This window comes from Shewanella salipaludis (genome assembly GCF_012911865.1).
Lineage (GTDB): Bacteria > Pseudomonadota > Gammaproteobacteria > Enterobacterales > Shewanellaceae > Shewanella > Shewanella salipaludis.
In genome coordinates this window covers 77,561-90,208 of record NZ_JAAXYH010000012.1, presented here as the reverse complement: position 1 = coordinate 90,208, position 12,648 = coordinate 77,561, and the positions used below count along the sequence as shown (strand labels likewise).

General features: G+C 56.1%; 14 protein-coding genes. All 14 read left to right on the top strand.

From position 1 onward, the window contains the following. Positions 1–7 precede the first annotated feature (7 nt). The 14 genes from HC757_RS15060 to HC757_RS14995 all read left to right on the top strand — a co-directional run bounded on the left by HC757_RS15060 (position 8) and on the right by HC757_RS14995 (position 12,646). A complete protein-coding gene (locus tag HC757_RS15060) occupies positions 8–664 on the top strand; it encodes a flavin prenyltransferase UbiX (RefSeq protein ID WP_169565201.1) in 657 nt (218 codons plus the stop codon). A 7-nt stretch (positions 665–671) separates the two neighbouring features. Continuing rightward, positions 672–1,202: a hypoxanthine phosphoribosyltransferase gene (hpt, locus tag HC757_RS15055; protein WP_169565200.1), complete on the top strand. Its 531-nt coding sequence runs from the start codon at positions 672–674 to the stop codon at positions 1,200–1,202. Between the two features lie 98 nt (positions 1,203–1,300). Beyond that, positions 1,301–2,236, top strand: coding sequence for an ABC transporter ATP-binding protein (locus tag HC757_RS15050; RefSeq protein ID WP_169565199.1), 936 nt, complete (start codon positions 1,301–1,303; stop codon positions 2,234–2,236). Then, positions 2,236–3,006: an ABC transporter permease gene (locus HC757_RS15045; RefSeq protein WP_169565225.1), complete on the top strand. Its 771-nt coding sequence runs from the start codon at positions 2,236–2,238 to the stop codon at positions 3,004–3,006. The genes HC757_RS15050 and HC757_RS15045 overlap by 1 nt, the downstream gene beginning before the upstream one ends. Before the next feature lie 234 nt (positions 3,007–3,240). Beyond that, positions 3,241–3,810: a peptide-methionine (S)-S-oxide reductase gene (locus tag HC757_RS15040; protein ID WP_169565198.1), complete on the top strand. Its 570-nt coding sequence runs from the start codon at positions 3,241–3,243 to the stop codon at positions 3,808–3,810. Positions 3,811–4,070: 260 nt separating this feature from the next. Further along, entirely contained in the window at positions 4,071–5,444 is a 1,374-nt protein-coding gene (gene dbpA, locus HC757_RS15035; RefSeq protein WP_169565224.1) for an ATP-dependent RNA helicase DbpA, read from the top strand. A gap of 709 nt (positions 5,445–6,153) precedes the next feature. Further along, positions 6,154–6,366, top strand: coding sequence for an FRG domain-containing protein (locus HC757_RS19195; protein ID WP_425313977.1), 213 nt, complete (start codon positions 6,154–6,156; stop codon positions 6,364–6,366). Positions 6,367–6,516: 150 nt separating this feature from the next. Continuing rightward, positions 6,517–6,681, top strand: coding sequence for a hypothetical protein (locus tag HC757_RS15025; protein WP_169565196.1), 165 nt, complete (start codon positions 6,517–6,519; stop codon positions 6,679–6,681). A 119-nt stretch (positions 6,682–6,800) separates the two neighbouring features. Continuing rightward, complete coding sequence (locus HC757_RS15020) at positions 6,801–7,235, top strand: glutaredoxin family protein (RefSeq protein WP_169565195.1); 435 nt, start codon at positions 6,801–6,803, stop codon at positions 7,233–7,235. Between the two features lie 85 nt (positions 7,236–7,320). Further along, on the top strand, positions 7,321–7,602 hold the full coding sequence (locus tag HC757_RS15015) for a helix-hairpin-helix domain-containing protein (RefSeq protein WP_169565194.1): 282 nt from the start codon (positions 7,321–7,323) through the stop codon (positions 7,600–7,602). Between the two features lie 222 nt (positions 7,603–7,824). Then, positions 7,825–8,376: a hypothetical protein gene (locus tag HC757_RS15010; RefSeq protein ID WP_169565193.1), complete on the top strand. Its 552-nt coding sequence runs from the start codon at positions 7,825–7,827 to the stop codon at positions 8,374–8,376. 23 nt (positions 8,377–8,399) lie between these two features. Further along, complete coding sequence (locus HC757_RS15005; RefSeq protein ID WP_169565192.1) at positions 8,400–9,902, top strand: sigma-54-dependent transcriptional regulator; 1,503 nt, start codon at positions 8,400–8,402, stop codon at positions 9,900–9,902. After that, the gene (locus HC757_RS15000) at positions 9,899–10,429 is read left to right on the top strand and encodes an Hsp20/alpha crystallin family protein (protein WP_169565191.1); all 531 of its coding nucleotides are present in this window, start codon (positions 9,899–9,901) and stop codon (positions 10,427–10,429) included. The genes HC757_RS15005 and HC757_RS15000 overlap by 4 nt, the downstream gene beginning before the upstream one ends. Positions 10,430–10,489: 60 nt before the next feature. Beyond that, positions 10,490–12,646 (top strand): CDC48 family AAA ATPase, encoded by a 2,157-nt coding sequence (locus tag HC757_RS14995; protein WP_169565190.1) that lies wholly within the window; start codon positions 10,490–10,492, stop codon positions 12,644–12,646. Positions 12,647–12,648: the final 2 nt, after the last annotated feature.

Here is a 12,648-nt window from a genome sequence, read left to right as displayed (position 1 = left end):
AATGCCAATGACTAATGCCCCCAGGGACAAGAGCATCAGCCTGGCCTGGACGGGTGCCTCCGGCGCACCCTATGGCCTTAGCCTGTTGCAGGCACTGCTATGCGCCGACTACAGAGTCTTCCTGATGATCTCCAGCGCCGCCCGCGTGGTGCTGGCGACCGAGCAGGGGCTGCAGCTCAGCGCCAACACCGACAAGGCCAGGGAGCAACTCCTGACGCTGCTGGCCGAGCAGACAGGGGAGCTCAAGGGCGAGCTGAGGGTGCTGGGCAAGGACGAATGGTTTTCGCCGCCGGCCTCCGGCAGCGCCGCGCCCGGACAGATGGTCATCTGCCCCTGCAGCACGGGCACCCTGGCGGCGGTCGCCACCGGCATGAGCAATAACCTGCTCGAGCGCGCCGCCGATGTGGTGATCAAGGAACGCGGCCAGCTCATACTTGTGCCCAGGGAAACGCCCTTCAGTGCCATACACTTGGAACATATGCTGACCCTGTCGCGCCTGGGCGTCACCATAATGCCGGCGGCACCCGGCTTTTATCACAATCCCAAATCCATTCAGGATCTGGTAGACTTCATGGTCGCTCGGATCTTGGATCATCTGGGCATAGACCACGCATTAACGAGTCGCTGGGGTTATGATAAACACCAGAGCGACCTCGACAATTGAGAGCAATATGAAACACACCACAGAAGTGATGATCTCCGCCGAGGAGATTAACCAGAAACTGGATGAACTGGCAGAGCGGATCAACGCCCATTATGCCAACAGCGAGCGCCTGCTGATGGTAGGGCTGCTGAAAGGTTCGGTGGTCTTTATGGCCGATCTATGCCGCCGCATCAAGGGGCATGTGGAAATCGATTTCATGTCGGTTTCGAGTTATGGCAACGCCATGAGCAGCTCACGGGATGTGAAAGTGCTTAAAGATGTGCAGTCCGATATCGGCGGCCGTGATGTGCTGATCGTTGAAGACTTGATCGACTCGGGCAATACCCTCAACAAGGTGCGCGAGATGTTGTTGCTGCGCGAGCCCAAGAGCCTGGCCCTGTGCACCCTGCTGGATAAGCCGGAGCGCCGCGAGGTCGATGTGCCGGTCGACTTCATCGGCTTCACCATTCCCGATGAGTTCATCGTCGGCTATGGCATAGACTACGCCGAGCAATACCGTAACTTGCCTTATATAGCCAAAGTCGTTCCCCTGGAATAACAGCCATACCTGCAAACTCCCGCGCCCAGTGGGAGTTTTGTTATCCGCCGGGATAGCTTTCGCCATCCAGTTACCCAATCTAGGAGCCGCTACAGATAATGGCTAATACAGCGCATGCATTAGTACTCGAAGACCTGAAAAAAACCTATAAGAGTGGCGTCGAAGCCGTCAAGGGCATCAGCCTGAGCGTCGAGCAAGGGGACTTCTTCGCCTTGCTCGGTCCCAATGGCGCGGGCAAGTCGACCACTATCGGCATCATCTGCTCCCTGGTGCAGAAAACGGCCGGCAGTGTCCGGGTGTTCGACTTCGATCTCGACCGGGAGCTGGAGCAGGCCAAGCTCTGCATAGGCCTGGTGCCCCAGGAGTTCAACTTCAACCAGTTCGAGACTGTGCTGCAGATAGTGGTCAATCAGGCCGGCTATTATGGCGTGCCAAGGCATGTGGCACTGGCGCGGGCCGAGATCTACCTGAGCCAGCTGGATCTCTGGGGCAAGCGCAACACCCAGGCCAGGGAGTTGTCCGGTGGCATGAAGCGGCGTCTCATGATCGCCAGGGCCCTGATGCATGAGCCCAAGTTATTGATCCTCGATGAGCCGACCGCAGGGGTCGACATAGAACTGCGCCGCTCCATGTGGGACTTCCTCAAGCAGATCAACAAGCAGGGGGTGACCATCATACTCACCACCCATTACCTGGAAGAGGCCGAGATGTTATGCCGCAACATAGGCATAATCGACCAGGGGGTGCTGGTGGAATGCACCAGCATGAAGACGCTGCTGGGCAAGCTCAACATGGAGACCTTCATCCTGGATCTGCGCCGCGATATCCAGGTTGCCCCTGTGCTGACCGGCATGGCTTGCCGCCTGACGGATCCCCATACCCTGGAAGTGGATGTGGAGAAGTCGCATAGCCTGAATGCTGTCTTCGCCCAGTTATCGGCATTGGACATCGAAGTCTTGTCGATGCGCAACAAGTCGAACCGGCTCGAGGAGCTGTTCGTCGAGCTGGTGGAAAAATCCAAGGAGAACAAGTGATGAGGCACCTGTATGTCATCGCTTTCAAGAGCATATTAATCAAAGAGATCAGCCGCTTCACCCGCATCTGGATCCAGACCCTGGTGCCGCCGGCCATCACCATGACCTTGTATTTCCTGATCTTCGGCAACCTGGTGGGCAGCCGCATAGGCGAGATGGGCGGGGTGACCTACATGGAGTTTATCGCCCCAGGCCTTATCATGATGTCTGTCATTACCAACTCTTACTCCAACGTGGCTTCGTCCTTCTACAGCGCCAAGTTCCAGCGCAATCTGGAAGAGGTCATGGTGGCTCCCGTGCCCCACTATGTGATGATCGCCGGCTATGTCGGCGGCGGGGTGGCCCGCGGCCTGTGTGTTGGCCTGATAGTGACCCTGGTGGCACTCTTCTTCGTCGACATACATCTGCATCATCTTGGCCTGGTGGTGTTGACCGTGTTCCTGACCTCTGTGCTCTTCTCCCTCGGCGGGCTGATCAACGCCGTATTTGCCAAGAGTTTCGATGACATCAGCATAATACCTACCTTCGTGCTGACGCCGCTGACCTATCTCGGTGGGGTGTTTTATTCGCTGTCCCTGCTGCCCAGCTTCTGGCAGGGGGTGTCGGCCCTCAACCCTGTTGTCTATATGATCAACGTATTCCGCTACGGCTTCCTCGGCTTTGCCGATATCAGCGTGCCCTTGTCGGTGGGCATCATGGTGGGCTTCTGTGTCGCTCTCTGGACGCTGGCCTACTACCTGGTGTCCCGTGGCATAGGCCTGCGCAGCTGATTGAGCTTGGAGATGAGCCAAACACAAGCGCCCCGTTTTCGGGGCGTTTGCTTTTGTGAGCCGGCTCGAAAACATGCGCCGTGCAGGGTGCAATCCAGCCAGATGGGGCTATCCTTTCTATGCCTTGAAGCGCCGATAGGCCTGAGGGAGAAATTGGGCCAGGTGACAACCCAAACCTGGTGTTGCGCTTGGCAGCTCAATCCATGGGGATGAAACTCATGAGGAACAGACGAGATGATAACTAAGATAGCCCTTGGCGGCAGTTGTCATTGGTGTAGCGAAGCCATCTTCCGCTCCCTGAAGGGGGTGGTCGAGGTAGAGCAGGGCTGGCTGGCGGCCGGCGCGGCTCCTGCCGGTTCGCCCACCTATGATAACGCTAGCCGCTATGGCGAGGATGATTTCTGTGAGGGTGTGGTAGTGCACTTCGATCCAGAACAGATAGCGTTGGCGACCCTGGTGGAGATCCACCTGCATAGCCATGGCAGCACGGTAGAGCATGGTGGGGGACGACGTTATCGCAGCGCCGTCTATGCCTATGATGCCCCTCAGTTAGCGGCGGTGGCAGATATCATAGCCAAGTTGCAGAACGAGTTCGAGGCCCCCTTGCTGACCCGGGCACTGGGGTTCGGCGAATTCAGGCTATCCCGTGAGTCCATCCGCGACTATTACTATGCCGATCCAGATAAACCCTTCTGCCGGGTGCGGATCCAGCCAAGGCTGATGCGCTTGCTGCAGCAATTCGGTGAGTACTTGGATTGCGAGCGCAAGGCGCAGATCCTGGCGGCCGCAAGAACGCCTGAGTGACGCCGCTGGTCACAGGGCCGGGGAATTCGGCCCTGTGCTTCATGCCGTACATTTAATCTGCATCTTGGCAAGCGCAGCCGCGGCTATCTTGCTACAATAGCTGCTCTTTCGGGGCTGGAGGCCATGCCGGTTCCTGCGCCAAGAGGCGCAGCACAGCGCCCGACACCCGAATAACAGATTTAACCTCATGTTAAGCAACACCTTAATATCACCACAGGATATACACCTTGAGTCACACAGATACACAGCCAGACAGCCAGATGGCCTTTTCCACCCTTAAGCTGAAACCCGCATTGCTGGAAAACCTCACCACCATGGGTTATCTGTCGATGACACCCATCCAGGCCCAGAGTCTGCCACCTATACTGGCGGGCGAGGATGTCATAGGCCAGGGCAAGACGGGCTCGGGCAAGACGGCGGCCTTCGGGCTGGGCTTGCTGAACAAGCTGGATGTGAAACGTTTTCGCATCCAGACGCTGATCCTGTGTCCGACTCGCGAGCTGGCGGATCAGGTGGCGCAGGAGATCCGCACTCTGGCCCGTGGCATACACAATATCAAGGTGCTGACCCTGTGTGGCGGCGTGCCCATGGGACCTCAGGTCGGCTCCCTGGAACATGGTGCCCATATCATAGTAGGCACCCCGGGGCGGATAGTAGATCATCTGGATCGCAATCGTCTGGATCTGAGTCACCTGGAGATGCTGGTGCTGGATGAGGCAGATCGCATGCTGGAGATGGGCTTCCAACCGGCACTGGATGCCATCATAGAGCAGGCGCCCCGCGAGCGGCAGACCCTGTTGTTCAGCGCGACTTTCCCCAAGCAAATCCAGTCGATCGCCGAACAGATAATGTATAAGCCTGTGATGGTGAAGGTCGCCTCGACCCATGATGCCGTCAGCATAGAGCAGCATTTCTATCGTCTGGACGACAACAAGGCGCGGATGGAAGCGCTGCGGCTTCTGTTGCTCGAGCATAAGCCCGAGAGTGCCGTGGTGTTTTGCAACACCAAGCGCGAGACCCAGGAAGTGGCCAACGAGCTTGCCGGCTTTGGTTTCAGCGTGCTGGCATTGCATGGGGATCTGGAGCAGCGCGACCGCGACGAGACCCTGCTGCAATTTGCCAACAAGAGCGCCTGCGTCTTGGTGGCGACCGATGTGGCCGCCCGCGGCCTGGATATCGACAACCTGGATGCGGTATTCAACTATCACCTGGCCTATGACACAGAAGTGCATATTCACCGCATAGGTCGCACCGGCCGTGCCGGCAGCAAGGGCGCCGCCTATACCTTCTATACCGAGCAGGACGGTTACAAGATAGCCCTGCTGGAAGAGTATCTCGAGCGGGATATCGTCAGCGAGCCGCTGCCACCCCTGAGCCTGCTGAACACCACCCCGTCGGCACCGAGCATGATCACCCTGCAGATCGACGGCGGCAAGAAACAGAAGCTGCGTCCCGGCGACATCTTGGGCGCCCTGACAGGCGAGAATGGCATAGAAGGTACCCAGGTCGGCAAGATCCAGATCGGCGACTACCGCGCCTATGTGGCGGTCAATCGCAAGGTGGCCAAGAAGGCGCTCAACAAGATCACGGGTGGTAAGCTCAAGGGTAAGTCCTACAGGGCATGGCCCATGTAACTGGCTCGATTAGCCAGTCTGTGACTAACCTGGCATAAACCCAATGTAACACCCGAGTCCGCAAGGAATCGGGTGTTTTTATTTGGCTTATGTTTAACTGGGAAACTTTCCGTCTTGTGAGTAGTGGTTCAGCTCAGTTAGCTATGCTGTCACTCGCAGTGTGATTCTTGCACCTGCCGTGAGTGTCGTGCAGGGATCTACTTATGTCGTGTTGACTGGGGTGCATAGCGCGGCCTTTCGACTGTTCTTAGGTTAAGAGAGTCGCAGGTTCTTGATTTCACAATAAGTGTCCCTGAGGGCTCGACGGCGACAAAATGCCTCCATGCACAAGAGCCAGCTCGCCATCCATGGCTCTCGTTCGCAGCATATCGCCATGCGATGCTCACCCTGTCGTCAAAGGTCACTGGTGCAACAGTATCATTTTTGGTGTACTGATTTAGCTTCAATGCCCAAAAAGCTCTGGCGGGAAAGCGGGCCTGGGTTAGTTGATTACAACTGCTGCCCTAATAAATATCACGTTAAATATTACTGAATTCAAGTGTTATGAATTATGGGGATATACATGAGTCAAGTTATCAACAGCAAAGTGTCATCTTGGGAAGGATTACATAGAGCATTAAATTTTTAAAAAGGTGAGACTGGATGGGTTTATCGTGGACAATCCAATACTTGTTGGTCATTACAATAATTGGGTGAGCTCCATATTTAGCTGCTAGCAATTGGGCAACATCAGGGGTTAGCCACTGGACTTTTGGATTGGTCTTGTAGCCCATTAACAGCAGCCTATTTTTCTGCATTCAATCATAATGGGACAGATGCGGCTTTATTACTTTTCAGCGGCTATGCATTATCACTTTCCAAGCCATTCATCCGGGATCCAACAGTTAAGGCTAGTGGGCCAATGGTAGCTTGGGATAAATAACAGCAGTGGCTCAGACAGGATGGATGTTGACAGTATGTAGCATACCTGTTAACTATGTTATGCGTTAGGATTGCAGTTTAAGCCTAGTACTTTTCGGATTAATCAGTGATTAGTCATATATTTATTAAACTCAAAGGAAATGAGGCAAATATGAAAAAGTTCAGAAAACTAGCGATAGCGGGATTGGCTGTGGCATTGGGAGTCGCTTCAACTATGGCATTGGCGCGTCCCGATTGTGACAGTATGGAAGCCCTGTGTCAGGCGGGTTACACCAACTGGTGTAGCATTTGGGAAACCGATCCCAGCTGTCATTAATGGCTGAATAGCCAGTAAGACTGAGTGTGTTGCCAGTTTTTTCAGGCATCTTGGCAGCGCACTTGGCTCCTCCTTTTGTGCTCCTTCAATATACTTGTTGCCACTGGTTCGGGTGTTTCATGAATAACATAACTATCCCCAAATTTCTCCGCTCAGATTTATCTATATTCCTGGGGTTTTTCATCTCGGGTGTCGCCATTTTCTTACTTTTTAACTGGTTCCAGAGTGCGCCCAAATCTGTCAGCGGTGACTACCGACAGTTTTTCCCCCATGAGCAGAGCCGGATCATCGCTTATACCAAGGAAAGCTGTCCATATTGCGTCTTGTTGAAGGATTACTTCAACAAAAACAATATCGCCTATGTTGAACGGGATATCGAAAAAGACAGTGATGCCGAGGCCGAATATCAACAACTGGGTGGCTATGGTACACCCCTGGTGTTATTCAGGGATAATTTGATCGTCGGCTTCAGACGTGAACTGATCGCCGCCGAGATTGCGAAGCATATTCCCCATGACGACACGGAAAATTCGGCTATGCAAGCGCCGCTGTAATCCTTGAGCATTCACTAGTTCATTCATAGCGCTGATTCACAGCGCTCATTTAAACCTGTGCACCTTTTTATGTTGGAGGAAGATAATGCCAAGGGATGAGATCACCCAGTTTCAGCAGATCCCCAATGTCGGCAAGGCCACGGAACAGGACTTTTTGCGCCTGGGATTCAAGACGCCGGCCGAGCTGGCGGGCAAAGACCCCTATCAGATGTATCAGGATCTCTGCCGTGTCACGGGCCAGAGGCATGATCCTTGCGTCATAGACGTGTTCATTGCGGCCGTGCGTTACATGGAAGGTGGCCCGGCCAGAAAGTGGTGGGAGTTTACCGCCGAGCGCAAACGGCATTTACAGGAGCAGGCGGGTTGAATTACACCTGTCAATGGACATAAGGTTTTTGGCCGCTGCATGCGCCTGGTCTGTGGCTAGTGTGATCTATGTCTTCATCTTGGGTTAACCCAAGCATTTCTGGCGCTAATGTCCGCGACCCACATTGCCCTTCCCTGGGAACTGAACTAGCTTTAACAAGCTGGTTTGCAGCCATTATTAGTATGCTAATCGGCTTTATTTAAGGAAGCAAAGGGACAGTCGATGGAGCGATTACTGATTCATATCCCGATTATTCACAGTCAGGCCGACATGGGATCGCTGCAGGAGACGACAGAGGAGCGAGCCGCAGTCACGGGCCTGTGGCAGCTGATAGAAAACACACTCTGCAGCTTCGAGCTGCCTTTCGAACGGGTGCGATTGTATCAGGATGGCTTACCCGTATCTGACATGGAAGAGCAGATCGTCAGGGATGTCGCCGCTCAAGGAAGTCTGAATCATCGCCTGTTGTTGCGCCTGATGGAGCAGGGGGCCAGCCTGATGGGCACGGAATCCCCGGCCTTGCTGTTGGAAGAATATCAGTTCTGCAAGCAGCAAGGCCAACGGCCGCAAGCCGCTGAGGCCAACATTGCTCGACACGCCCAGTCTCTACTGGATCGGCGTGATGGCTTTATTGCCGAACGCATCAATAACACCCTGGGAGCCGGTGAAATAGGGATACTGTTTCTCGGCGCGCTCCATCGGCCGGAAAAATGGCTGGCGGAAGATATCCGGGTCTTACATCCATTCCAGTTTTCAGATCCAGCTGGTGCTTAACGTCATCGTGAGGAGATGTACCCATGACCGCTATGCCAAGGAAGATATCGGTGGTTGCCCCTACAGTACTGATTGCCGACGATGATCCCGATATTTGCTCTCTGCTGTCACACCTGATCGCGAGGGAGGGCTACAAGGTTGAGACCGCCCATGATGGCGTGGCGGCGCTGGAGCAGATCCGCCGACACAGCCCGGATGTGTTGCTGACGGATTTGCGCATGCCGCGCATGGATGGGGTGGAATTGTTAAAGCAGGCCAAACTCATTCAGCAGGATCTGCCTGTGATCATGCTCACCGGCTACGCAGGCATCAACGGAGCGGTCGAGGCGATGAAGGCCGGCGCCATAGATTACCTGGCCAAACCCTTCGATAACCGCCAGGTGGTTGGACTGTTGCAGCGGATTTTACATCTGTCCGACACTGATGAGTCTCGCGAGCCGGCATCTTCTGCAAGGCCTTCACATCAAGATGAACGGGTCGTTCCCCTGGCTGAGCCGGCAATGATCCCATTGGAGGCAGTCTGCGGTGGTCGTTACGATCTCGCCGTCTTGATGGGCCCAAGTACCAGCGTGCATAAGCTGGATCGGCAGGTCAGGCTGGTGGCCTGTTCCAACTTCAGCGTCATCATAGAGGGAGGAACTGGGGCCGGCAAAGAGGTCGTCGCCAAGGCCATCTGCGCCTATAGCCCCAGGGCCAGCGGCCCATTCATCCCGGTCGATTGCGGCGCGATCCCGGAAACCTTGCTGGAGAGTGAACTCTTCGGTCATGAGAAGGGCGCGTTTACCGGGGCGGACAGGGCCAAGCAAGGTAAGTTTGCCGCGGCTCGCGGTGGCACCCTGTTTCTGGATGAAATCGCGAACATGCCCATGGCCTCCCAGGCCAAATTACTGCGGGTGTTGCAGGAAAAAATAGTGTTCCCCGTCGGCTCTAACCTGCCCGTGCCGGTCGATGTGCGCCTGATAGTGGCCAGCCATGAAAATCTGCAGCATAAGGTGGCCGCAGGCACCTTCCGGGAAGATCTCTACTACCGTCTCAATGAATTTACCATCAGGGTGCCGTCTCTGTGCGAGCGCCAGGAGGATCTGGTTTATCTCGCCCAGCGATTCATTCAGGCGACCAATAGGGAATTGGGCAAGCGGGTCACACTCTCGATTGGTGCTATCGACAGGATGCGGGCCTACTCCTGGCCCGGCAATGTGCGCGAACTGCGGGCCGTGGTGCGCCGCGCCGTGTTGCTGGCCGACACACGCATAGACGCAGAACACCTGAATCTGTCCGGCGGCCATGAGCGGCGGTCCGAGCCGGCACAGTTCAATGACATCATGCTGATGACAACGGCTCAGCTGTCGCTGAAGGACATGATACGGGATTACACGGAAACCGTGGAGAGAAAGATTTTGGCGGGGGTGCTGGAACGCACCTGCGGCAACAAGGCCGAAGCGGCCCGCATACTGCAGGTCGACTATAAGACTTTGCTTAACAAGATAAAACGTTATGACTTGATGACACAGAGGACAGTGCAATGAAGAAGAAACCAGAGGGTAACCAGGGTGGCAGCGACAGCCTCGGAGGCATACTGCAGGGATTGGGGGGCTTGGTTGAAAAACTCGGCGAGCTGGCCGAGAAAGGCGAGCAGCTCAAACGCAGCGGTGAATTCAATGTGGACGGCAAGGGAGAGCACAAAGATCTGAAGGGAGTCTACGGTTTCTCGGTCAAGGTGGGGTTGGGTGAAGAGGGGGAGCGGCAGGTCGATGTTCAACCCTTCGGCAATGTCCGCCGGGATAAGGAGACCGGCATCTCTGTAGTTGAGGCGGTGCGCGAACCCTTGGTGGATATCTTCGATGAAGCCGATCATGTGTTGGTGGTGGCGGAGATGCCGGGGATCTGTGAGCAGGATCTGAAATTGGAACTGAGCGACGACATCCTGGAGCTCACGGCCGAGAAGGGCAACAACAAATACCATAAGGAAATCCTGCTTCCGGGCGAGTTTACGGCCGAGTGCATGACCACCTCGATGAAGAATGGCGTGATGGAGATCCGTCTGCAGAAATAGTCCGGGCCGGCAATATCCGAGGATGAGTCGCGTTGGCATGGGTGACAAAGGAGAGTTAGCATGAATGACAAGAGTACATCACCCCTGAAGCTGCAGGTGGCAGAGGCATTGAGCAAGGATGTGGGCCGCACCTATGCCCGCATGGGGCCGGAGGATATGCAGCGTCTGGGACTGGAGGTCGGCGACATAGTGACTGTGGCGGGCAAGCGGCAGACGGTCGCCAAGGTGATGCTCTGCTATAAGGCAATGCGCGAACAGTCCTGTATCCAGCTCGATGGCATCAGTCGTCATAATGCCGGAGTGGGCCTGGGGGACAGGGTCGAGGTGAGTCGGGCTGATGCCTGCCCGGCGCAGCAGTTGACATTGACACCTGTCAATCAGGCGCCCACGGATAAAGATCTCAACTACATAGGCAGTCTGGTCGATGGCCTGGTGGTGACCCAGGGGGATCTCATGCGGGTCTCGCTCTTTGGGCGGCGTGCCATAGATTTTCGGGTGAAAAGCACCACTCCCAAGACCGCTGTGGTGATAGGCCACAACACAGAGCTTATCATCAGTGAGCAAAGGGAAGAATCGTCAGCGACAACGATTTCCTATGAGGATGTGGGGGGGATCAAATCCCAGCTGCAGCGGATCAGAGAGATGATCGAATTGCCGCTGCGCTTTCCCGAGCTGTTCGAGCAACTGGGCATAGACGCGCCCAAGGGGGTATTGCTCTATGGTCCGCCCGGCTGCGGCAAGACGCTGATCGCCCGCATCATAGCCCACGAGACGGATGCCAATTTCTTCTCGGTCAGCGGCGCCGAAGTCATTCACAAATTTTATGGTGAGAGCGAAGCACACCTGCGCAAAATTTTCGATGAGGCGGGCCGCAAGGGTCCCAGCATTATTTTTCTGGATGAAATAGACGCCATAGCTCCGCGGCGTGATCAGGTGACCGGCGAAGTAGAGAAGCGGGTGGTGGCCCAGTTGCTGGCACTGATGGATGGCCTGAACCGCCGGCAGAATGTGATTGTCATCGCCGCCACCAATCTGCCCAACGCATTGGATCCGGCGCTCAGGCGTCCCGGCCGTTTCGATCGGGAGATCAGCATTCCCATTCCGGATCGCGATGGCCGGCTGCAGATCCTCGAGATCCACAGCCGCGGCATGCCGTTGGCCGAAGACGTGAAACTCAACCGCCTCGCCGACATGACTCACGGCTTCGTCGGCGCCGATCTGGAAGCGCTCTGCCGGGAGGCGGCCATGTCATCCCTGCGGGAACTGCTGCCGAACATCAATCTCTCCCTCAGCAGCATTCCCTACGAGCAGCTCGCCAGTCTGCAGGTGAAGATGGACGATTTCCTCGTCGCCTTGCGGGAGGTGGAGCCCTCGGCGATCCGTGAGGTCTTCGTGGAGATCCCCAACGTATGCTGGGACGATGTCGGCGGCTTGACGGAGGTGAAACAACAGCTGATCGAGGCGATCGAATGGCCGCTCAACTATCCGCAACTGTTTGAACAATCCGGCGTGCGTCCCCCCAAGGGCTTGCTGCTGTGCGGACCCGCAGGTGTGGGCAAGACGCTGATCGCCAAGGCCGTGGCCAACGAGAGCGGTGTCAATGTGATTTCCATCAAGGGACCCGCGCTGATCTCCAAGTTTGTTGGCGAGTCGGAAAAAGGGGTGCGGGAGATTTTCCATAAGGCCCGTCAGGCCGCGCCCTGCATAGTGTTCTTCGATGAAATCGATGCCCTGATCCCGGTGCGCAGCAACTCGGGCTCGGATTCCCATGTGGCGGAACGGGTGTTGAGCCAGTTTCTCGCCGAAATGGATGGCATAGACGATCTCAAAGGGGTGTTTATCCTGGGGGCGACCAACCGCAGCGATCTGATCGATCCGGCGATGCTCAGACCCGGGCGTTTCGATCAGCTAATCCAGATCCCGCTCCCCGATATCCAGGCCCGTACCGCTATCCTCGACATCCACCTGCGGGAGAAATCCCTGGCCCCCGGGGTCGATAGCCGAAACCTGGCGGAACGCACCGCCGGCTACAGCGGCGCCGAGGTTGCCGGCCTGTGTAACCGCGCGGCCCTGCTGGCGATCCGCCGGGTGGTGGACGCCGCCGGAGGAGACCCAGGTTGCGAGTGCAAAGTGCTGATTGGGCAGGAAGATTTTGAACTGGTGTTGGCACAGATGGGCAAACATCCAGGTGCAGCGCGCCCCACGGGCCAAGACTAGAA

Bases quoted from the DNA above. Each gene is read 5' to 3' on its own strand.
- HC757_RS15000 (WP_169565191.1), top strand. From the start codon at position 9,899: ATGAAGAAGAAACCAGAGGGTAACCAGGGTGGCAGCGACAGCCTCGGA.
- HC757_RS15050 (WP_169565199.1), top strand. From the start codon at position 1,301: ATGGCTAATACAGCGCATGCATTAGTACTCGAAGACCTGAAAAAAACC.
- HC757_RS15045 (WP_169565225.1), top strand. From the start codon at position 2,236: ATGAGGCACCTGTATGTCATCGCTTTCAAGAGCATATTAATCAAAGAG.
- HC757_RS15015 (WP_169565194.1), top strand. From the start codon at position 7,321: ATGCCAAGGGATGAGATCACCCAGTTTCAGCAGATCCCCAATGTCGGC.
- HC757_RS15020 (WP_169565195.1), top strand. From the start codon at position 6,801: ATGAATAACATAACTATCCCCAAATTTCTCCGCTCAGATTTATCTATA.
- hpt (WP_169565200.1), top strand. From the start codon at position 672: ATGAAACACACCACAGAAGTGATGATCTCCGCCGAGGAGATTAACCAG.
- HC757_RS15025 (WP_169565196.1), top strand. From the start codon at position 6,517: ATGAAAAAGTTCAGAAAACTAGCGATAGCGGGATTGGCTGTGGCATTG.
- HC757_RS14995 (WP_169565190.1), top strand. From the start codon at position 10,490: ATGAATGACAAGAGTACATCACCCCTGAAGCTGCAGGTGGCAGAGGCA.
- HC757_RS15040 (WP_169565198.1), top strand. From the start codon at position 3,241: ATGATAACTAAGATAGCCCTTGGCGGCAGTTGTCATTGGTGTAGCGAA.
- HC757_RS15005 (WP_169565192.1), top strand. From the start codon at position 8,400: ATGACCGCTATGCCAAGGAAGATATCGGTGGTTGCCCCTACAGTACTG.
- dbpA (WP_169565224.1), top strand. From the start codon at position 4,071: ATGGCCTTTTCCACCCTTAAGCTGAAACCCGCATTGCTGGAAAACCTC.
- HC757_RS15010 (WP_169565193.1), top strand. From the start codon at position 7,825: ATGGAGCGATTACTGATTCATATCCCGATTATTCACAGTCAGGCCGAC.
- HC757_RS15060 (WP_169565201.1), top strand. From the start codon at position 8: ATGACTAATGCCCCCAGGGACAAGAGCATCAGCCTGGCCTGGACGGGT.